The following is a 21,451-nucleotide window of genomic DNA, read 5'->3' as shown; positions in this document are numbered from 1 at the left end:
ATAAGGCTCGAAGAGACTTTCTGCGATCTCAAGAGCGCGACCGCTTCGCGCTTGATCGCAGCCTGCGGCAGCGGCTACAGGCCTTAGCCTAGGGACGATCCGGCGGTTTTAGGCAGGCGCTGGTCGATGACCTGATACAGCGCGCTGCTCTGCGGCCAGTTACGCATGAAGCGCGCCCGGTCGCGGGCGTAGGCCGGGGCGAAGCTGCCGAGGCTGTGGTGCTGGCACATGGAGTCCAGGTCGATCAGCGCCCAGCGATCCTCTTGCCAGAACAGGTTGTGCCCCTTGAAGTCACCATGGCTGATGCGTTCGCGGATCAACTCGGCAAACAGCCGGTCCAGCGCCTGCAACTCAGCCTCTGGAGCTGCGCCGCTGTCGATATAGGGCGCAAAGCGCTCGATGATGTCCGGCCCGGCCAGGTACTCAGTCACCAGGTAGGCCCGGCTGCGCAGCCAGAAGAAACGCTTCTCCAGCAACGCCAGCGGCTTTGGCGTGGCAATGCCGAGGAATGCCAGGCGATTGCCTTCCTGCCACGAATGCCAGGCCCGACTGGGGCGCCAGAAGCGCTTGAGCCAATGGGCAAAACCCTTGATGTTGTAACGCTTGACCACCAGGGTGCGGCCCGCCACTTCGACCCGGCCGACGCTGGCGGCGCCACCGGTCTTGTACAGATGCCCCCGGTCCAGCAGCGCGTCGGCCTGTTCCAGCACTGGCAGCATCGCCGCTTCTTCCTCGCGCCGAATCGCCCGCAAGGCGAAGGGACCGCGCAGCACGCTGAACAGGGTGCACTCGCGACCGACCTTGTTGAGAAAATCCTTCAAGCGCCAGCTGCGCACCTTGTCCACTTGCTTCTGCAAGGCTTCCAGCGGCAAGGCATGCTCGGCATTGTTCAGCAGGTAATGCACCAGCAGCTCTTCGGTGAAGGGCTCCAGGCTCTTGGGCAACTGGGCGAAAAACACCCCGAGGTTTTCCAGGACCTTCTGCCGGGACAGCGGTTTGCCCGCCTGTTCCACGCAGATCCCGGCACCGTCGATCAGGTACAACTTGCCCTGATGACGCAGCAGGTTGTCCAGATGCAGGTCTTCCTGCCACAGGCCCTTGCCGTGCAATTCGGCGATGGCGGCCAGGGCTTCGGCGAGTACCGCCTGCTGCTCATCGGCCAGCGCCGGCAACGCTTCCACCTGCTTCCAGGCATCGCCCAGGCTCTCGGAACCTTCCAGAAATTCGAACAGCAGCCAGCCGCCCTCGCCTTCCTTCAGGCCGTCGGCCAGCAACAGCGGCGTGGTCATGCCCTGCTCTTCAAGCAGGCGCACACCCTGCAGCTCGCGCTGGAAATGCCGCGCCGCCTTGGCGCCCACCAGCAACTTGGCCAGCACCGAACGCCCGCGCCAGACACCGGCGCCGACATAACGCTGCCCTGGCAGCACCCGCAGCAGGCTGAGCAACTGCAACGTCGCCGGCCCGGCAGCATCGGCCAGCTCCAGGCTCAACGGCAGGCTTGGCGCACGGCCGGCCTGCTTGAGTTCGGACAGGCGCATCAGCGAGTCTCCTTGTGGCTGCGGCGTGCACTCAGGCGGTTCAGCCAGGCATCGACCAGCGAGCTGTCCTGCGGCTGATCCAGATAGGTCGCGAGCAAGGCGCGCGCATCACCCTCACCCCAGGCTGGAGCGCGACGCAACAGCGGCTCCAGGTCCTTGACCCGATCCCGCTGGCCGAACAACAGCGGACGGGTCTTTTCCAGGTCGATCAATTGTGCCTGGTAACCGTCGCCGGTGGCCCGCAGAAAAATATGCTTGGGATAAAAACAGCCGTGCACCTGGCGCACCGCGTGCAGCTGGCGCGCCAGCAGGCCGCAGGCACGCAGGATCGCCGCGTGCTGGTCCGGGCTGAGCTGTGCCCACTGTTGCAGCAGCGAGTCCAGGTCGTTCCAGCCATCCAGCGCCCGGGTCAGCAGGATCGCCCGGGTTTCGCCAGCCACCTTGCGCTCGCCAAAGAAGGCCGCCTGCAAAGCCGGAATGCCCAACTGCTGGTAGCGGCTGATATTGCGAAATTCGCGGGCGAAGCTCGGCTCGCCGAACGGCCGGTGCAGGGTCCGCGTCAGGTAGTTGCTCTGGCGCTTGAGGTAGTAGCCGTGGCCTTCCAGGTCGAGGCGATACACGCTGCTCCAGCCCCCACCATCGGTGTTGGGCTCGTCCACTGCCTCAAGCTGCTTGGCCCACAACGCGTCGAAGCTGTCGAGGCCGTGGCGCTCCAGCAACGCACGGTCCTGAGCCGCCAGGAAATCGGTCATTCGCGTCCCTCGAAAAATCTCAGCACATGCCGGATGCGGCACTTGTCCGCGGCATTCAGCCGGGTGCGCTGGCGGTACTGCAAATAGAAGCGCAGGCGCTGGGTCGCGGACAAATGATACTTGGCCACCTTGTCCAGGCACGCCAGGTCCTTGGTGATCCGGTACTTGAGCCAGAAACCGCGCCAGAAATCACCATTGGGGCAATCGATCAGGTACAGCCGCGCATCGTCGTCGATCAGCAGGTTGCGCCACTTCAAGTCGTTATGGGTAAAGCGGTGCTCATGCATGATCCGCGTGTAGCGCGCCAGTTGCTGGCTGACCTGGTCCACCCAGGCCCGATCGGCCAGCAGCGGGTCGTTGCGCTCGGCCAGGACCGACAGGTCTTGGGTGCGCGGCAGCTCGCGGGTGATCATCGCCCCCCGGTCGTAGGCCAGGCCGCGACGTTCCAGGCCCCAGGCCACCACCTCCGCCGTGGGAATGCCCCACTTGGCGAAACGCTTGAGGTTCTGCCACTCGGACTTGACCCGCGGCTTGCCCAGATAACGCCGCAGGTTCTTGCCGGCGCCGGTGTAGCGCTTGACGTAATAGTTGATGCCGTTGCGCTCGACACGGATGACCTCCGACAGCGGGTCGCGGGTCAGGTGTTCGCCCATGAGGGCAAATACCGCATCCAGGCTGCCGAAGTCCTGCGCCAGCTCCCGATACCCAGGTTCAAGGTTCCAACCCGCCATCAGAGCGCATCTCCGTATCGCTGCTTGCGTGCGTACAGCTTGTTGGCCTTGCCCTCCAGCCAGGTCAGCAGCGCCGCCTCGTCGCTCAGGATCTGCCGCAGCGGTTGCTGGAAATAACCCTTGAGGAAGCGCAGCTTGTCGCGCCGGGTCAGGCCGATATCCAGGGCCGAGAAATACAGCGCTGCCAGGTCCTTGTCGCGCCAGCGCCGGGTGATTGCCGGACGGGTCTGGGCGCGGTGCAGGTCGATCACCGAGAGCTTGAAATCATCGGGCGTCACCGGCTTGTCGGTGTGCAGCAGGAAGTGGCAGATGTAGCAATCGCGATGGTTGACCCCGGCGCGGTGCATCATGCCGGTCATGCGCGCCACTTCGGCGATCAGCGCGCGCTTGAGCCTGGGCTGCGGCGGCTGCTTGACCCAGTCGATGCTGAAGTCTTCGAGGCTGATGGTCGGCGCCAGCTCCTCGGTCACGATGAACGAATGCTGGTTGGCCGGGTTGCTGCCGCGCTCGCCATAGGCCACGGCGGTCATGGTCGGCACACCGGCTTCCTGCAGGCGCTGGATGGCCTGCCATTCCTGGCCCGCGCCGAGCACCGGCAGCTTGGCAGTGAGCAGGTTCTTGAAGATCTCGCCCCAACCGATACCGCGGTGAATCTTTACGAAGAACCCTTCGCCGGCCACCTCGGTACGCAAGGTACGGCGGGCTTCCAGTTCACGGTAGACCTGGCCGTCCAGACGCTCGACTTCGGCGAACGCATCGCGTCCGGCCCAAAGGGTCTTGAACGGTTCGGCAAGAATCAACTTCATCAGTGTTGCTCCGCCAGAATCACATCCGCAGCGTGCTGCGGCATGCTATAGAGGTCGGCCGTCTCGGCGAACGCCAGGCCGTTACGGCTCCAGGTCGCGCGTGCAGCGTCGTCGGTCAACATGGTGTTCAGGTATTGATTGAGCTGTCCCTGCTCCAATGGCTCGTCCAGCACCAGGCCGCTGTCGGCCTCGGCGATGTAATGGGCATAACCGCAGACCGCGCTGACCAGCACCGGCAGACCAGCCACCAGCGCCTCCAGCAGCACGGTGCCGGTGTTTTCGTTGTAGGCCGGGTGGATCAACAGGTCGGCGCCCAACAGGAAACGCGGGATATCACTGCGCCCCTTGAGGAACTGCACATGCTCGCCCAGGCCCAATGCGGCGCTCTGCAATTGGAATACTTTGGGGTCGTCCTGGCCAATTACAAATAGCCGGGTACGTTTCTTCAGCTCCGGCGGCAAGGCGGCCACGGCCTTGAGGCTGCGATCCACGCCCTTGGTCTTGAACCCGGAGCCGATCTGCACCAGCAGCAAGTCATCGTCTTTCAGGGCGAACTCGCGACGGAATTCGGCGCGGATCTCGGCCGCGTTGGGCGGCGCGCGACGGTCCTGGGCGATGCCTGGCGGCAGCAGGTGGAAACGCTCCACCGGGGTATCGTAATGCTTGATGAACAGCGGCTGCTGGACCTCGGAAATCATCAGCACTTCGGTCTTCGCGTCCCGGGCGAACACCGCCCGCTCGTATTCGGCGAAGTGCCGGTAGCGGCCCCAACGGCGGTACAGCGAATGGCGCAGGTTCTGCGCCTTGTCTTCGAAGCAGCCATCGGCGGCGTAATACACGTCCAGCCCGGGCATCTTGTTGAAACCGATCAGGCGGTCCACCGGACGCTTGGCCAGGTCGGCCTCCATCCAGGCGCTGAGTTTCTCGTTACGGCGATGGTTGAAAAACGCCTTGACCGGCGCGACCAGCACTTCGAAACCCGGCGGTACATCGCCTTCCCAGATCAGCGTATAAACGCGGATCTGGTGCCCGCGCTTCTGGCACTCCAGGGCGATGCGCATGAAGTCCCGTTGCAGGCCGCCGAACGGGAAGTATTTATAAAGGACAAAAGCCAATTGCATCAGCGCAGCTCCTCAGCCAGTAACAACCTGCTCAGCCGGCTGGCGACACGCTCAGGATTCAGACGCGTGAAGCACAGCGGCCACTCGCGTTTCAGGTCGAACCGCCGCTGATCTTCAGCCGTCGGTTGATAGGTGCATTTTTTCTGCAGGCACGGCGCGCAAGGGAAGTCGCTGGCCATATGGATCTGTGCCTTGCCATAGGCGCCGGTCAGGCCCGGGTTGGTCGGGCCGAACAGGGAAATGGTCGGCACATCCAGCGCCGCGGCGAGATGGCCAAGCCCGGTATCCACCGCGACACAGGCCTGGGCTTGCGCCAGCACCTTGGCGACGCCCGCCAGGTTCAGCTTCGGCAGCACCGTGGCGTTGCTCAAACCCTTGGCAATACGCTCGGCCCGGGCCTTCTCCACCAGGTTACCCCACGGCAGCTTGACCTCGACGCCCAACTGGCCCATGCGTTCGGCCAGCTCGCGCCAGTAGGCTTCCGGCCAGTGCTTGGTGTCCCAGGTGGTGCCGTGCAGGAACACCACGAACGGCTTGGGCCGCGGCAGTTCCACCAGCTTCTCGACATTCAGGCCGTAATCGCCCAACCCTTGGGGCAAGTCATAACCCAGGGCCACGGCGAACAGCTGGCGCACACGTTCCACAGCATGCTGGCCGCGGGCGACGGCCAGGCGCCGCGAGTAGAAACGCGCCGCCAGGGGCTCGCGGGCCGATTGCTTGTCCAGGCCGGCCACCGGCGCCTTGACGTAGCGCGTCAGCCAGGCACTTTTCAGCAAGCCCTGGGCGTCGATCACCAAGTCGTATTTAGTCGCACGCACGTTCTGCTTGAAGCGCCGCCACTCGCCACTCTTGATGGTTTGCCAGATATTCTTGCGCCAGCGGCGAATCGCCACCGGGATCACTTTATCCACAGCCGGGTGCCAGGTCGGGATTTCCGCGAAACCCTCTTCCACCACCCAGTCGAACTTGATCCCGGGAATCGCCCGCGCCGCATCGGTCAGCGCCGGCAGCGCATGGATCACGTCACCCAGGGAGGAAGTCTTGATCAACAGTACCCGCACTTACCGAACCTCGACTGCGGTGCCCTGCAACCGCTGCAAGGCCTGGTCCACCGAGTCTGGCAGCAGCTGGCGCAGGCAGTTGTAATGGCCAAAGCGGCAGGTGCGATCGAAGCACGGGCTGCACTCGATGCCCAGGCGCACGACTTCGACCTGGTCGGCCAGCGGCGGGGTGAAACCCGGCGACGTCGAGCCATACACCGCCACCAGCGGGCGATTCAGCGCCGCCGCCACGTGCATCAGCCCGGAGTCGTTGGACACCACGGAATCGGCGCAGGACAGCAAGTCGATGGCCTCGGCCAGGGAGGTACCGCCGCAGAGGTTGACCGACTCTTCGCGCAGTCCCGGAATCAGCCGGGCGCGAATGTCTTCGCCGACCACGTGATCGTTCTTCGAACCGAACAGCCAGACCTGCCAACCCTCGCGGATCTTCAGCTCGGCGACCTTGGCGTAATGCTCGGACGGCCAGCGCTTGGCCTCGCCAAACTCGGCTCCCGGACACAGCGCCAGCACCGGTCGGTCCAGGGTCAGGCCGAACTTGGCCAGCGCCGCTTCGCGGCTGGCCGGGTCGATCTGCAGGTCGGGACGTGGATACGGCTTGGGCAGCTCGGTGCCCGGCTCGTAAGCCAGCGCCATGAAGCGCTCGATCATCAGCGGATAACGTTCTTTGTCCAGCGTGCGCACGTCGTTGAGCAGGCCGTAGCGGAACTCGCCGCGCCAGCCGGTACGTTGCGCGATGCCGGCAAAGAACGGCACCAGCGCCGACTTCAGCGAGTTGGGCAGCAGGATGGCCTGGTCGTACTGGCCGGCCAGGGATTTGCCGATGCGCCGGCGGGTCGCCAGTTCCAGCACGCCGTGGCCGAGCGGGAAGCTCAAGGCCCGCCGCACTTGCGGCATGCGCTCCAGGATCGGCCGGCTCCACTCGGGGGCCAGCACGTCGATCTCGCACTGAGGATGGCGCTGCTTCAGACACTGGAAGAGTGTCTGCGCCATCACCATGTCACCGACCCAACTGGGCCCAACGATCAGAATATTCATGTGGTTTCCAAAAACGAACCGGGGAGGCTTACGCCTCCCCGCCTCGAGAATCCAGCCCTGCGGCATTCACCGCCAGCTCATTGTGGACGAGCCGCAACATGGCTCGCCGGATACATTTGTGGCAACGCAGCGCACGCTGCCTAGCTTAGCCCCAGCTCGCGCCAAATCCGCAATACCTCCCGTCGCTCGCTGGCGAACTGGTCGCCGGCGATGACCCCGGCCTCGTTCTGCAAGGCCTGGCGGTGAGCCGCGGAACGGTAGGCCTTGTAGACCTCGCGCAGTAGACTGGCATCGGTCGCGGGCATCAGCCCGACTTCCTCCAGACCTTCCAGAATGCGGATATTGTCGGTGTAACGCAGCAATGACGGGTGCTCTTGCGACCACGCCAGGGCCGCGTATTGCACCATAAATTCGATGTCGACGATACCTCCGGCGTCCTGCTTGAGGTCGAACGGCGCCGCGGCCTCGAAGGCATTTGCCGCGGTTCCGGCGGCCGTCGCCTTGGTCCCCAGATTGTCGCGCATCTTGGCCCGCATCTCGCTGACCTCCTGCTGCAACTTGGGCAAGTCACGGGCACGCCCCAGCACCGCCGCCCGCACTTTCTCGAAGGCCTGGCCGACATCCTGGCTCCCCACCAGCACCCGGGCGCGCACCAGTGCCTGATGCTCCCAGGTCCAGGCTTCGTTCTCCTGATAACGGGCGAAGGCCCCCAGCGAACTCACCAGCAAGCCCGACGCCCCGGACGGCCGCAGGCGCATGTCCACTTCGTACAGCTGGCCAGAGTTGGTCTGGGTGGTCAGCAGGTGAATGATCCGCTGGCCCAGGCGGGTGAAGAACTGCGCGCCGTCGATCGGTTTCGGGCCATCGGTTTCCGCCTGCGGATCGCCGTCATGGATAAACACCAGGTCCAGGTCGGAACCATGCCCGAGTTCCAGGCCACCGACTTTCCCATAACCGACAATAATGAAGCCGGGATCGCACAAGGTGCCATCGGCGCGCTGCGGAGCGCCGTATTTGGCCACGGTCTGGCGCCAGGCCAGGGCCAGCACCTGCTCGAGGATCGCCTCGGCCAGCCAGGTCAGGTAATCGCTGACTTTCATCAAGGGCAGGCTGCCGGCGATTTCCGAAGCCGCAACCCGCAGGCGATGGGCCAGCTTGAAGTGACGCAGCGCCTCCATCTGCTGTTCCAGATCGTCCTCGGGGATACGTGTCAGACGCTCGCGCAACTCGGCGGCCAGCTCCGGCGCCAATGGCGGCTTGAACAGCCGGCCTTCGTTGAGCAGCTCGTCGAGCAGCAGCGGGAAGCGGGTGATCTGCTCGGCGATCCACGGGCTGGCGGCACACAGGGTCAGCAGGCGACGCAAGGCCCCGGGATTCTCGGTAAGTAGCACCAGGTAAGCGGAACGCCGCGCCACCGCCTCGACCAGCGGCAACACGCGCTCCAGCACCAGGTCCGGATCGGCGTGCTCCACCGCCTGGGCCAAAAGGCGCGGAATAAAAGCATCGAGACGCTCGCGCCCCAAACGCTGCATGGCTCGCAATTGCGGGCTGCCACGCAGGCCGGCCAGCGCCCTGAGCGCCTTGGGTGCGTCATTGAAACCGCCTTCCTGCAGCTGCCGGCAGGCGGCTTCTTCGTCCTGGGCTTCTTCCCACAGCGGCAGCCATTCGCCACCGACCACCACTTCGCACTCGTTGCCTTCGTCCTCATCCGGGTCGGCGATCACCTGGCGGAAATGCCACTCCACCCGACCGCGCCAATACATCAGGCGCTCATGGAACGCCGCCCAGTCGGCAAAACCCAGCATGTAGGCAATGCGCGCCTGGTCCCGTGGATTGTCCGGCAGCATCTGCGTCTGCCAGTCAGCGATCGCCTGGATCGCGTGTTCGGTGTAACGCAGGAATTCGTAACCTTCACGCAGTTCGGCGATCACCGCGGGCGGCAGGTAACCCTGCCCCTCCAGAGTGGTCAGCACCTTTAATAGAGGACGCTGCTGCAGGCTCAGGTCGCGCCCGCCGTGAATCAGCTGGAAAGCCTGGGCGATGAACTCGACTTCGCGGATCCCGCCGGAGCCCAGCTTGATATTGTCGGCCATGCCCTTGCGCCGCACTTCCTGCTGGATCAACTGCTTCATGGTGCGCAGCGCTTCGATCGCCGAGAAATCCAGGTAACGCCGGTAGACAAAAGGCCGCAGCAAGTCGAGCAACTGCGCGCCGGCGACCTGGTCGCCCGCCACCACCCGCGCCTTGATCATCGCGTAGCGTTCCCAGTCGCGACCCTGATCCTGGTAGTACTGCTCCAGCGCATTGAAGCTCAGCACCAAGGCGCCCGCCGAACCGTAGGGTCGCAGGCGCATATCGACGCGGAACACGAAGCCGTCGACGGTCATCGGGTCCAGCGCCTTGATCAGGCGCTGCCCCAGGCGGATGAAAAATTCCTGGTTATCCAGCGCGCGCTTCACGCCCACGGTTTCCCCGCCTTCGGGGTAGGCGAAGATCAGGTCGATGTCGGACGACAGGTTCAGCTCGACGGCGCCCAGCTTGCCCATGCCAAGGATGACCATCTGCTGCGGCTCGCCGCTGCGTCGGCCGGTGGGAACACCGAACTGCTCGCAGTGGCGCAGGTACAACCATTGATAGGCCTGGTCGATGCAGGCGTCGGCCATGTCCGACAGGTCGCGGCAGGTCTGCACCAGGTCCGCCTGGCGCGTCAGGTCGCGCCAGATGATCCGCACCTGATGACGATTGCGCTGACGCCGCAGTACCCGCCCCAGTTCGTCTTCGCTGGTGGCCTGCTGCACCGCCACGGCGATCTGCGCGCACAGCTCGCCCGGGCCGAAACCGCGGTCGAGTTCGCCGCCACGCACCAGCTCCAGCAACATCAAAGGGTCACGAAGGCTCTGTTCAATGAAGAAGTCGCTGGCGGCGCTCACCCGGGCGAACTCGGCCCAGCGTTCGGGGGTCCAGGCGGCGAGCCCATGATCGTCGTCCAGGGTCGCCACGGCGCTACGGAACGACTGCTCCGCACGGCTGACAAAAGGCAGGAGAATCGCTGGGAGTTCGGCAAGCGCGGGCAGGCTCATGGGCTATCCTTGATCGGCGTAGAAAGGGGCGGTCGGGGCAAATTCTGCGGGCGCGGCCCTTGAAGGACTGTCGAACAAAAGTTAGAAATAGCTGAAATTTTTATTATTTTGGCAGCCAGCATCAAACTCTTACCCATTGGTGTTGGAAATCGACCCACAGTAACGATTATTCTCACAACGCAGCAGGAGGCCACAAGCCAATCTTCTGTAGTTTTACTACTCGTCTATACATTCGAAAGGCTGAAATGGCCGACGATTTGTAGTAAAACTACACGCCGCCGTATCAACCTCCGGCAATCCAAGAATTTTATCGTCTGCCCACAAGGCCAGTCGCAAACTCAGGCAACCGATTCTGGAAGCCTTTCCGCCCTGGAGCAAGCCATGCAAGACCTCGATCCCGTCGAAACCCAGGAATGGCTGGACGCCCTGGAATCGGTTCTCGACAAAGAAGGCGAAGACCGTGCTCACTACCTGATGACCCGTATGGGCGAACTCGCGACCCGCAGCGGCTCGCAACTGCCCTACGCCATCACCACGCCGTACCGCAACACGATTCCCGTCACCCACGAAGCACGCATGCCTGGCGACCTGTTCATGGAACGCCGCATTCGCTCGCTGGTACGTTGGAACGCGTTGGCCATGGTCATGCGTACGAACCTGAAAGATTCTGACCTGGGCGGTCACATCTCCAGCTTCGCCTCCAGTGCGACTCTGTATGACATCGGCTTCAACTACTTCTTCCAGGCGCCAACCGAAGAACATGGCGGCGACCTGATCTACTTCCAGGGCCACGCCTCCCCTGGCGTCTACGCTCGCGCTTTCATGGAAGGCCGCATCAGCGAAGACCAGATGAACAACTTCCGCCAGGAAGTGGACGGCAACGGCCTGTCCTCCTACCCGCACCCATGGCTGATGCCTGACTTCTGGCAGTTCCCGACCGTATCCATGGGTCTGGGTCCGATCCAGGCGATCTACCAGGCGCGCTTCATGAAGTACCTGGAAGCCCGCGGCTTCATCCAGCCAGGCAAGCAGAAAGTCTGGTGCTTCATGGGCGACGGCGAGTGCGACGAGCCGGAATCCCTGGGCGCGATCTCCCTGGCCGGCCGCGAGAAGCTGGACAACCTGATCTTCGTCATCAACTGCAACCTGCAGCGCCTCGACGGCCCGGTTCGCGGCAACGGCAAGATCATCCAAGAACTCGAAGGCGTGTTCCGTGGCGCCCAGTGGAATGTGAACAAGGTCATCTGGGGCCGTTTCTGGGACCCGCTGCTGGCCAAGGACACCCACGGTATCCTGCAACGCCGCATGGACGAAGTCATCGACGGCGAGTACCAGAACTACAAGGCCAAAGACGGCGCCTTCGTACGTGAGCACTTCTTCAACACGCCTGAACTCAAGGCGATGGTCGAAGACCTGTCCGACGACGAAATCTGGAAACTCAACCGTGGCGGCCACGACCCGTACAAGGTCTATGCGGCCTACCACGAAGCGGTCAACCACAAAGATCAACCGACCGTCATCCTGGCCAAGACCATCAAGGGTTATGGCACCGGCGCCGGCGAAGCGAAGAACACCGCGCACAACACCAAGAAAGTCGATGTCGACAGCCTGAAGTTGTTCCGCGACCGCTTCGACATTCCGGTCAAGGACGAAGAAATCGAAAACCTGCCGTTCTTCCGACCGGAAGAAGGCAGTGCCGAAGCCCGCTACCTGAGCGAGCGTCGTGCCGCACTGGGTGGTTTCGTGCCACAGCGTCGCGCCAAGAGCTTCAACATTCCGACCCCGCCATTGGAAACCCTCAAGGCTATCCTCGACGGTTCGGGCGACCGCGAAATCTCCACCACCATGGCCTTCGTGCGGATCCTCGCGCAACTGGTCAAGGACAAGGAAATCGGCCAGCGCATCGTCCCGATCATCCCGGACGAAGCCCGTACCTTCGGTATGGAAGGCATGTTCCGTCAGTTGGGCATCTACTCGTCCGTCGGCCAGCTCTACGAGCCCGTCGATAAAGACCAGGTGATGTTCTACCGCGAAGACAAGAAGGGCCAGATCCTCGAGGAAGGCATCAACGAAGCGGGCGCCATGAGTTCCTTCATCGCTGCCGGTACCTCGTACTCCAGCCACAACCAGCCGATGCTGCCGTTCTACATCTTCTATTCGATGTTCGGCTTCCAGCGTATCGGCGACCTGGCCTGGGCCGCTGGCGACAGCCGTACCCGCGGCTTCCTGATCGGCGGTACCGCCGGCCGTACCACCCTCAACGGTGAAGGCCTGCAGCACGAAGACGGTCACAGCCACATGCTGGCGGGCACCATCCCGAACTGCCGTACCTTCGACCCGACCTATGGCTATGAACTCGCGGTGATCATCCGTGAAGGCATGCGCCAGATGACCGAAGAGCAGCAGGACGTCTTCTACTACATCACCGTGATGAACGAGTCCTACCAGCAGCCAGCCATGCCGGCCGGTGTCGAGGAAGGCATCATCAAGGGCATGTACCTGCTCGAGGAAGACACCCGCGAAGCGGCGCACCACGTACAGCTGATGGGCTCCGGCACCATCCTGCGCGAAGTCCGTGAAGCGGCGAAGATCCTGCGCGAAGAATTCAACGTGGGCGCGGACGTATGGAGCGTTACCAGCTTCAACGAACTGCGTCGCGACGGCCTGGCAGTCGAGCGCAGCAACCGTCTGCACCCGGGCCAGAAGCCTGAGCTGAGCTATGTCGAAGAGTGCCTGAGCGGCCGTAAAGGTCCGGTCATCGCCTCTACCGACTACATGAAGCTGTTCGCCGAACAGATTCGTCAGTGGGTCCCGTCCAAGGAATTCAAAGTCCTGGGCACCGACGGTTTCGGACGCAGTGACAGCCGCAAGAAGCTGCGTCACTTCTTCGAAGTCGACCGTCATTTCGTGGTGTTGGCAGCCCTGGAAGCCTTGGCTGACCGTGGTGACATCGAACCTAAGGTCGTGGCCGAGGCCATCACCAAGTTCGGCATCAACCCGGAAAAACGCAACCCACTGGACTGCTGAGGAGATTTTTTGTGAGCGAACTCATTCGCGTACCTGACATCGGCAGCGGTGAAGGTGAAGTAATCGAACTGTTTGTGAAGGTCGGCGACCGTATCGAAGCCGACCAGAGCATCCTGACGCTGGAATCGGACAAGGCGAGCATGGAAGTTCCGGCGCCCAAAGCCGGCGTCATCAAGAGCCTGAAAGTGAAGCTGGGCGATCGCCTGAAAGAAGGCGACGAGCTGCTGGAACTGGAAGTCGAGGGTGCCGCTGCCGCGGCGCCAGCGGCCGCCGCTCCGGCTGCCAAGGCCGAGGAAAAACCAGCTGCAGCGCCGGCTCCTGCCGCACCTGCCGCTGCACCTGCCGCCGCTTCGACCCAGCAGGTCCACGTACCGGATATCGGTTCGTCGGGCAAGGCCCAGATCATCGAGATCCAGGTCAAGGTCGGCGACACCGTCGAGGCCGACCAGTCGCTGATCACCCTCGAATCCGACAAGGCCAGCATGGAAATCCCATCGCCAGCCGCGGGCGTGGTCGAGAGCATCAGCGTCAAGCTCAACGATGAAGTCGGCACCGGCGACCTGATCCTGGCCCTGAAAGTGACGGGCGCTGCCCCTGCCGCCGCTGCGCCTGCCCAGGCCGCCGCTCCGGCCGCTGCTGCTCCGGCACAGGCTGCTGCCGCACCTGCCGCACCGGTGGCCGACAGCGTCCAGGACATCCACGTTCCGGACATCGGCTCGGCCGGCAAGGCCAAGATCATCGAAGTCCTGGTCAAGGCTGGCGACAGCGTTGAAGCCGACCAGTCGCTGATCACCCTCGAGTCCGACAAGGCCAGCATGGAAATCCCATCGCCAGCCGCCGGCATCGTGGAAAGCGTTGCGATCAAGCTGGACGACGAAGTCGGCACCGGCGACCTGATCCTCAAGCTGAAGGTCAAGGGCGCTGCCCCAGCGGCCGCCCCTGCGCCTGCCGCAGCCCCGGCTGCCGCCAAACCTGAAGCCGCCCCTGCGGCTGCAGCAGCGGCACCTGCTGCAGCGCCAGCTGCCGCCCCGGCCCAACCGGGCGCGAAAGTTCATGCCGGCCCTGCCGTGCGCCAGCTGGCGCGCGAGTTCGGCGTCGAGCTGAGCGCGGTGAGCCCGAGCGGCCCGCACGGTCGCATCCTGAAGGAAGATGTGCAGGTTTACGTCAAGGCCATGATGCAGAAGGCCAAGGAAGCTCCGGCAGCTGCCGGCGCAACCGGTGGCGCGGGCATCCCGCCGATTCCGGTGGTGGACTTCAGCCGCTTCGGCGAGATCGAAGAAGTGCCGATGACCCGCCTGATGCAGGCTGGCGCATCGAACCTGCATCGCAGCTGGCTGAACGTGCCTCACGTCACCCAGTTCGACTCGGCCGACATCACCGAGCTGGAAGCCTTCCGGATCGCTCAGAAAGCCGTTGCAGAGAAGGCCGGCGTCAAGCTGACCATCCTGCCGCTGCTGCTGAAATCCTGCGCACACCTGCTCAAGGAACTGCCGGACTTCAACAGCTCGCTGGCGCCTAGCGGCAAAGCGATCATCCGCAAGAAGTACGTGAACATCGGCTTCGCGGTCGACACCCCGGATGGCCTGCTGGTACCGGTAATCAAGAACGTCGACCAGAAGAGCCTGCTGCAACTGGCTGCCGAAGCTGCTTCCCTGGCTGAGAAAGCCCGGACCAAGAAGCTCTCGGCGGACGACATGCAGGGCGCCTGCTTCACCATCTCCAGCCTCGGTCACATTGGCGGCACCGGCTTCACGCCGATCGTCAACGCACCGGAAGTGGCGATCCTCGGCGTTTCCAAGGCAACCATCCAGCCCGTCTGGGACGGCAAAGCCTTCCAGCCGAAGCTGATGCTGCCGCTGTCGCTGTCCTACGATCACCGTGTGATCAATGGCGCCGCTGCCGCACGCTTCACCAAGCGTCTGAGCGATCTGCTGGCGGATATCCGCACCATCCTGCTGTAAGACCCGGCCGGCTTCCCTGTCATGGGGAAGCCGGCCGTCGCACCCTTTTCGAGCGCCACGCTCGTACCTCAACCCCGCCGATTTGGCGGGGCTTTTTTTGCCGAAAAATCGCTGCAACCAGCGGCCAAAGCCCGGTAAAACACCAGAAAATATTAGCTTTCAGAAATCTTCCGCTCTGCCGATAGATTCTTATAGCACTTAGCCTTCATCTCACTTGTCAGTCAGTGCCGCATGATGCAACCTTGCCGCAGGCAACAGTAAAGAGGGCGTGAGCCCGGCGCGATCAGCATTTACCAAGCGAGTTTCCCCATGAAAAGCCAACCCGATGCCGCCAGCCGTATGGTGGCCGAGGTAGTGACGCAGTTGCCCGTGCCCTCGCGGCTCGGCATGCTGCGTTTCGAACGGCTGAATGAAGCGAGCTGGGCCCTGCTGTTTCTCGACCCGAACTGTGAACGCCAATTCGGCCTGCCCGCTGTCGAGCTCTGTGCCCTGGTCGGCTCGCCCTATGCCAGCCTGATGGAACCGGAAGCCCGCTATCAGTTGCACGACGCGATCCAGCAGCAACTGACCCACAGCCCGCATTACCTGATTCGCTACACCCTGCACACCGCCAAGGGCTCACTGAGCCTGCTGGAACTCGGCGAAGCCTACAAACAGCACAATCGACACCTTCTGCGTGGTTATTTCCTGGTGGTCGACGGCCTGTTCGACAACGACCAGCCGCTCTCCGCGCCCGACCTGGAAACCCAGAACAGCCGCCTGCAAATCGCCCTGGAACTCAACCAGCGTGCCCAGCTGGAACAACTCCAGCACCTCGAACGGGTGCGCGCCCAGCAAGACCTGATCCTGCTCCTGGCCCGCCAGCGCTACAGCACCAACAACCCCCTGCTGGAAGCCGCCGAGCTGATTACCCGCAGTGCCTGCGACATCTACGAAATCGACTATGCCAGCATCTGGAACCTGGAAGGCCAGTTGCTGGTGCCGATCTGCGCCTATCACCGCGACCTGCAGGAATACATCCTGCCGGAGGCGATCGACGCCAGCGATTTCCCCGACTACCTCGAAGCCCTGCACACCAGCCGGGCTATCGATGCGCACAATGCCATGCGCGATCCGCGCACCCGGGAAATGGCCGAAAGCCTGCGCCCGCGCAATATCAACGCCATGCTCGACGCCAGCATCCGCATCGACGGCCAGGTGGTCGGCGTGCTGTGCCTGGAACAAGTGGGCAACACCCGCGCCTGGCAGTCCGATGAAATCGCCTTTGCCGGCGAGCTGGCCGACCAGTTCGCCCAGGTCATCAACAACCATAACCGCCGCACCGCCACCAGCGCCCTGCACCTGTTCCAGCGTGCGGTCGAGCAAAGCGCCAATGCCTTTCTGCTGGTCAACTGCGACGGCGTGGTGGAGTACGTCAACCCGAGCTTCACCGCGATCACCCAGTACAGCACCGAGGAAGTCCACGGCCATCGACTGGCGGAACTGCCAGCGCTGGAGAACCTCAGCGAACTGCTGTTCGACGCGCCCTCCAGCCTGGCCAAGAGCAACAGTTGGCAGGGCGAATTCAAGAGCCGGCGCAAGAACCTGGAGCCGTACTGGGGCCAGCTGTCGATCTCCAAGGTCTATGGCGACAACCGCGAACTGACCCACTACATCGGCATCTACGAAGACATCACTCAGACCAAGCTCGCCCAGCAACGCATCGAACGCCTGGCCTACACCGACAACCTGACCAACCTGGGCAACCGCCCGGCCTTCATCCGCAACCTCGACGAACGCTTCGCCCGCGACAGCGACAGCCCCATCAGCCTGCTGCTGGTGGACATCGATAACTTCAAGCGGATCAATGACAGCCTCGGCCACCAGACCGGCGACAAACTGCTGATCAGCCTGGCCCGGCGCCTGCGCAACAGCCTGAGCCCCAGCGGTAGCCTGGCGCGCTTCGCCAGTAACGAGTTCGCCGTACTGCTGGACGACACCGACCCGGAAGCCGGCCAACAGATCGCCAGCCAGCTGCTGATGACCCTCGACAAGCCGATGTTCGTCGACAACCAACTCATCAGCGTCACCGGCTCCGTGGGCCTGGCCTGCGCACCGCTGCACGGCCGCGACCCGCAGACCCTGATGCGCAACGCCGGCCTGGCGCTGCACAAGGCCAAGGCCAACGGCAAGCATCAGGTGCAGGTGTTTACCGAGGCGCTGAACGCCGAAGCCAGCTACAAGCTGTTCGTGGAAAACAACCTGCGCCGCGCCCTGACCCAGAACGAGCTGGACGTGTTCTACCAGCCCAAGCTGTGCCTGCGCAGCGGACGCCTGCTGGGCCTGGAAGCGCTGCTGCGCTGGAACCATCCGGAAAAGGGCATGATCCGCCCGGACCAGTTCATCAGCGTCGCCGAAGAGACCGGCCTGATCATCCCGATCGGCAAATGGATCGCGCGCCAGGCCTGTCGCATGAGCAAACAGCTCACCGCCGCCGGCCTGGGCAATCTGCAGGTGGCGATCAACCTGTCGCCCAAGCAGTTTTCCGACCCGGACCTGGTGGCTTCCATCGCCAGCATCCTCAAGGAAGAACAGCTGCCCGCCTCGCTGCTGGAGCTTGAACTGACGGAGGGCCTGCTGCTGGAGGCCACCGAAGACACCCACCAGCAACTCGACCAGCTGAAAAAGCTCGGCCTGACCCTGGCCATGGACGATTTCGGCACCGGCTATTCGTCGCTGAGCTACTTGAAAAAATTCCCGATCGACATCATCAAGATCGATCGCAGCTTCATCCATGAAATCCCCGCCAACCAGGACGATATGGAAATCACTTCGGCGGTGATCGCCATGGCCCACAACCTGAAAATCCAGGTGGTGGCCGAGGGCATCGAAACCGCGGAGCAGCTGTCCTTCCTGCGTCGCCACCGCTGCGATGTCGGCCAGGGCTACCTGTTCGACCGGCCGATCCCCGGCTCGGAGCTGATCGACAAGCTCAAACGTTATCCGCGCGGCCCAATCGCCTGACAGCGTCGTAACACTCGGGCAAACTGCAAGTCTGGCTAATTACTCAATCCCACCCTGACTGAGAGGACTGATCATGGTTCTGCGCTCGGAAATTCTGGTGAACAAAAACGTGCTACCTACCAAAGAACAAGCTCTGCCTGGCCGCGAAACCCCGATGACCGTGCCAGCCGAACACTTCGTCAACGGCAACCCGCTGCTGGGCCCATTCCCGGGCAACGTGGAATTCGCCATCTTCGGCCTGGGCTGCTTCTGGGGTGCGGAACGCAAGTTCTGGCAGCGCGAAGGCGTGTTCAGCACGTCGGTGGGCTACGCCGGCGGCTTTACCCCGAACCCGACCTACGAAGAAGTCTGCTCGGGCCTGACCGGCCACAGCGAAGTGGTGCTGGTGGTCTACGAGCCAGAGAAAGTCAGCTACCAGGAACTGCTGGCAATGTTCTGGGAACTGCACAACCCGACCCAGGGCATGCGCCAGGGCAACGACATCGGCACCCAGTACCGCTCGGTGATCTATGCCACCAACCCGACCCAGCTGGAACAGGCCAAGGCCAGCAAAAAAGTGTTCCAGGCCGAGCTGACCAAGGCCGGGCTGGGCGCCATCACCACGGAAATCGAAGAAGCCCCGACCTTCTACTACGCCGAGGCCTACCACCAGCAGTACCTGGCGAAGAATCCGGAAGGCTACTGCGGGATCGGCGGCACAGGCGTGACCTGCCCGATCTGACCTGTAGCCGCTGACGAGGCACGAGGCTGCGATGCGGTCCACAGGAGCGCCCTCAGGGGCCGCTTCGCTGTCCATCGCAGCCTCGTGCCTCGGCAGCGGCTACGACCTCACATTATTCGGCGATCAGCCAATCCATCTGCCAGCCGCCCTGGGTCTGGCCCAGTTTCTGCGCCAGCCACGGCAGCAGCTCGCGCAACTCCTCTTCCAGCCCCCACGGCGGGTTGGCAATCGCCAGGCCCGAGCCGTTCAGGCTGTTGGGGGTATCCAGCGGGTGCACCAGCAACTCCACACGCAAAAGCTTCGGCGCGCCGGTACCGGCCAGGTCCTGGTAGAAGCGGCGTAGCGCCCGCTGATCCTTGACCGGGTACCAGATGGCCGCCACGGTCTGGCGCATCCGGCCGATGGCTTCTTTCAGCGACGCGGCGCAACGCTGCATCTCGTCGAGCTGCTCGAACGGCGGGTCGATCAGCATCACCGCGCGCTTCTCGGCCACCGGCAACAATGCCCGCGCCACATGCCAGCCCTCGCCCAGGTGCACCGCCACCCGGCGATCGCCCTTCATGTTTTCCTTGAGCAGCAGCCCGTCTTCCGGGTGCTTCTCGTTGAGCAACACGCGGTCCTGGGGGCGGGTCAGGCGCCGCGCCAGCTCGGGCGAACCCGGGTAATAACGCAGCTCGCCATCGGGATTCATCTTGTGCAGCACCGCCATGTAGTCGGCGGTCAGCGCTGGCAGGTCCTGCTCGCCCCACAGGCGCGCGATGCCTTCCAGGTACTCGCCGGTGCGGTTGGCCTGATCGCCCTGGAGGTCGTACAGGCCGATGCCGGCATGGCTGTCGAGGTAGGCGAACGGCTGCTCCTTGCGCGACATCAGGGCGATGAGGCGGGTCAGGGTCAGGTGTTTGAAGACGTCGGCGTGATTGCCGGCGTGGAAGGCGTGACGATAGTTCATGGTTGCTCCTGCGCAGGGGGCGAAGTTTACCCTGTGCCACGGCCGGCGTCAGGTCGTGTCGGGAAGCTCCCTGGCGCAAAACGCACGCATGAAAAAGCCCGCATCCCAGGGAATGCGGGCTTTTCGAGTCACTGCAAGGGCGCCGCCTCAGCGGCTCCCGATCAGTGGTTGAGCTTGTAGTCTTTCTCGGCAGCCTCGAAACGCTGGACCATGCCGTCGCTCGGCGCGCTCATCTTGCTCACCAGCAGGATGGCCAGGCTGGCGAAGATGAAGCCCGGGATGATTTCGTACAGGCCCAGCAGGTTGAAGTGCTTCCACAGGATCACGGTCACGGCGCCGACGATGATGCCGGCCAGCGCGCCGTCGCGGGTCATGCCTTTCCACAGTACCGAGATCAGCACCACAGGACCGAAGGCCGCGCCGAAACCGGCCCAGGCGTAGCTGACCAGGCCCAGTACGCGGTTTTCCGGGTTGGCGGCCATGGCGATGGCAACCAGGGCAACCAGCAGCACCATGGCACGACCGACCCACACCAGCTCCAGCTGGGAAGCATGTTTACGCAGGAAGGCTTTGTAGAAGTCTTCGGTCAGGGCGCTGGAGCACACCAGCAGCTGGCAGCTCAGGGTACTCATCACCGCCGCCAGGATGGCCGACAGCAGCACACCGGCGATCCATGGATTGAAGAGGATCTTGGCCAGTTCGATGAACACCCGCTCGTGGTTCTCGGTCACGGGACCAGCCACTTCCGGGTGCGCCGAGAAGTAGGCGATACCGAAGAAGCCCACGGCCACGGTGCCGCCCAGGCACAGGATCATCCAGGTCATGGAGATGCGGCGGGCGTTGGCGATCGACTTGACCGAGTCCGCGGCCATGAAGCGCGCCAGGATGTGCGGCTGGCCGAAGTAGCCCAGGCCCCAGCCCATCAGCGAGATGATCCCGATGAAGGTGGTGTTTTTCAGCATGTCGAAGTTGCTTGGATCCTGAGCTTCGATCGCCAGGAAGGTGGTATCGACGCCACCAGTGGCCAGCAGCACGATGATCGGCGTCAGCAGCAGGGCGAAGATCATCAGGGTGGCTTGTACGGTGTCGGTCCAGCTCACTGCCAGGAAACCACCGACGAAGGTGTAGGCGATGGTCGCCGCGGCACCGGCCCACAGCGCGGTCTCGTAGGGCATGCCGAAGGTGCTTTCGAACAGACGGGCACCGGCGACGATGCCGGAAGCGCAGTAAATGGTGAAGAACACCAGGATCACGATCGCGGAGATGATCCGCAGCAGCCCGCTCTTGTCCTCGAAGCGGCTGGAGAAGTAGTCCGGCAGCGTCAATGCATCGCCGTTGTGTTCGGTTTGTACTCGCAGACGACCGGCGACGAACAGCCAGTTCAGGTAGGCACCGACGATCAGGCCGATGGCGATCCAGCTCTCGGACAGGCCAGACATATAGATGGCGCCCGGCAGGCCCATCAACAACCAGCCGCTCATGTCGGAAGCGCCGGCGGACAGCGCGGTCACCACGCTACCCAGGCTGCGGCCACCGAGGATGTAGTCAGAAAGGTTGTTGGTAGAGCGATAGGCCATGAAGCCGATCAGCACCATAGCTGCGATGTAGATCACGAACGTGATCAAGGTTGGATTGCTTGCACTCATTGAGTTACGCCCTGGCTTTG

The 21,451-nt window shown here is 63.3% G+C and carries 14 protein-coding genes; 4 read left to right on the top strand and 10 right to left on the bottom strand.

Annotation, left to right across the window (positions count from 1 at the left end; translation table 11 throughout):
* Window positions 1-83: 83 nt before the first annotated feature.
* From H0I86_RS02555 to glnE, 8 genes are all read right to left on the bottom strand, one after another.
* The gene (locus H0I86_RS02555; RefSeq protein WP_180923896.1) at window positions 84-1,538 is read right to left on the bottom strand and encodes a lipopolysaccharide kinase InaA family protein; all 1,455 of its coding nucleotides are present in this window, start codon (window positions 1,536-1,538) and stop codon (window positions 84-86) included.
* Window positions 1,538-2,290: a lipopolysaccharide kinase InaA family protein gene (locus H0I86_RS02550; protein ID WP_180923894.1), complete on the bottom strand. Its 753-nt coding sequence runs from the start codon at window positions 2,288-2,290 to the stop codon at window positions 1,538-1,540. The genes H0I86_RS02555 and H0I86_RS02550 overlap by 1 nt, the downstream gene beginning before the upstream one ends.
* The gene (locus tag H0I86_RS02545; protein ID WP_180923892.1) at window positions 2,287-3,021 is read right to left on the bottom strand and encodes a lipopolysaccharide kinase InaA family protein; all 735 of its coding nucleotides are present in this window, start codon (window positions 3,019-3,021) and stop codon (window positions 2,287-2,289) included. Before H0I86_RS02545 ends, H0I86_RS02550 begins: the two co-directional genes overlap by 4 nt.
* Window positions 3,021-3,827, bottom strand: a complete 807-nt coding sequence (gene rfaP, locus H0I86_RS02540; RefSeq protein WP_009046648.1) for a lipopolysaccharide core heptose(I) kinase RfaP — start codon at window positions 3,825-3,827, stop codon at window positions 3,021-3,023. Before rfaP ends, H0I86_RS02545 begins: the two co-directional genes overlap by 1 nt.
* Window positions 3,827-4,948: a glycosyltransferase family 4 protein gene (locus tag H0I86_RS02535; protein ID WP_180923890.1), complete on the bottom strand. Its 1,122-nt coding sequence runs from the start codon at window positions 4,946-4,948 to the stop codon at window positions 3,827-3,829. The genes rfaP and H0I86_RS02535 overlap by 1 nt, the downstream gene beginning before the upstream one ends.
* Window positions 4,948-6,009 carry a lipopolysaccharide heptosyltransferase I gene (gene waaC, locus H0I86_RS02530; RefSeq protein WP_180923888.1) on the bottom strand — a complete coding sequence of 354 codons (1,062 nt, stop codon included), beginning with the start codon at window positions 6,007-6,009 and terminating at the stop codon, window positions 4,948-4,950. Before waaC ends, H0I86_RS02535 begins: the two co-directional genes overlap by 1 nt.
* A complete protein-coding gene (waaF, locus tag H0I86_RS02525; protein ID WP_180923887.1) occupies window positions 6,010-7,044 on the bottom strand; it encodes a lipopolysaccharide heptosyltransferase II in 1,035 nt (344 codons plus the stop codon).
* A 140-nt stretch (window positions 7,045-7,184) separates the two neighbouring features.
* Window positions 7,185-10,124 carry a bifunctional [glutamate--ammonia ligase]-adenylyl-L-tyrosine phosphorylase/[glutamate--ammonia-ligase] adenylyltransferase gene (glnE, locus tag H0I86_RS02520; protein WP_180923885.1) on the bottom strand — a complete coding sequence of 980 codons (2,940 nt, stop codon included), beginning with the start codon at window positions 10,122-10,124 and terminating at the stop codon, window positions 7,185-7,187.
* A gap of 381 nt (window positions 10,125-10,505) precedes the next feature.
* Here glnE and aceE point away from each other — a divergent pair, with 381 nt between their 5' ends.
* The 4 genes from aceE (at window position 10,506) to msrA (ending at window position 18,836) form a co-directional block, all read left to right on the top strand.
* Complete coding sequence (aceE, locus tag H0I86_RS02515) at window positions 10,506-13,151, top strand: pyruvate dehydrogenase (acetyl-transferring), homodimeric type (protein ID WP_180923883.1); 2,646 nt, start codon at window positions 10,506-10,508, stop codon at window positions 13,149-13,151.
* 11 nt (window positions 13,152-13,162) lie between these two features.
* Entirely contained in the window at window positions 13,163-15,112 is a 1,950-nt protein-coding gene (gene aceF, locus H0I86_RS02510; protein ID WP_180923881.1) for a dihydrolipoyllysine-residue acetyltransferase, read from the top strand.
* A gap of 309 nt (window positions 15,113-15,421) precedes the next feature.
* Window positions 15,422-18,115, top strand: coding sequence for a sensor domain-containing phosphodiesterase (locus H0I86_RS02505; protein WP_180923879.1), 2,694 nt, complete (start codon window positions 15,422-15,424; stop codon window positions 18,113-18,115).
* A 73-nt stretch (window positions 18,116-18,188) separates the two neighbouring features.
* Window positions 18,189-18,836: a peptide-methionine (S)-S-oxide reductase MsrA gene (msrA, locus tag H0I86_RS02500; RefSeq protein WP_180923877.1), complete on the top strand. Its 648-nt coding sequence runs from the start codon at window positions 18,189-18,191 to the stop codon at window positions 18,834-18,836.
* 112 nt (window positions 18,837-18,948) lie between these two features.
* Here the strand turns inward: msrA and H0I86_RS02495 are convergent, their stop codons facing one another.
* Window positions 18,949-19,785: a 23S rRNA (adenine(2030)-N(6))-methyltransferase RlmJ gene (locus tag H0I86_RS02495; RefSeq protein WP_016704476.1), complete on the bottom strand. Its 837-nt coding sequence runs from the start codon at window positions 19,783-19,785 to the stop codon at window positions 18,949-18,951.
* A 161-nt stretch (window positions 19,786-19,946) separates the two neighbouring features.
* The gene (gene putP / locus H0I86_RS02490) at window positions 19,947-21,431 is read right to left on the bottom strand and encodes a sodium/proline symporter PutP (RefSeq protein WP_180923875.1); all 1,485 of its coding nucleotides are present in this window, start codon (window positions 21,429-21,431) and stop codon (window positions 19,947-19,949) included.
* Between the last annotated feature and the right edge of the window lie 20 nt (window positions 21,432-21,451).

Origin of the sequence: Pseudomonas chlororaphis subsp. aurantiaca, assembly GCF_013466605.1 — a bacterium.
GTDB classification, from domain to species: domain Bacteria; phylum Pseudomonadota; class Gammaproteobacteria; order Pseudomonadales; family Pseudomonadaceae; genus Aquipseudomonas; species Aquipseudomonas chlororaphis_I.
This window is presented reverse-complemented; position numbering and strand designations above follow the sequence as displayed.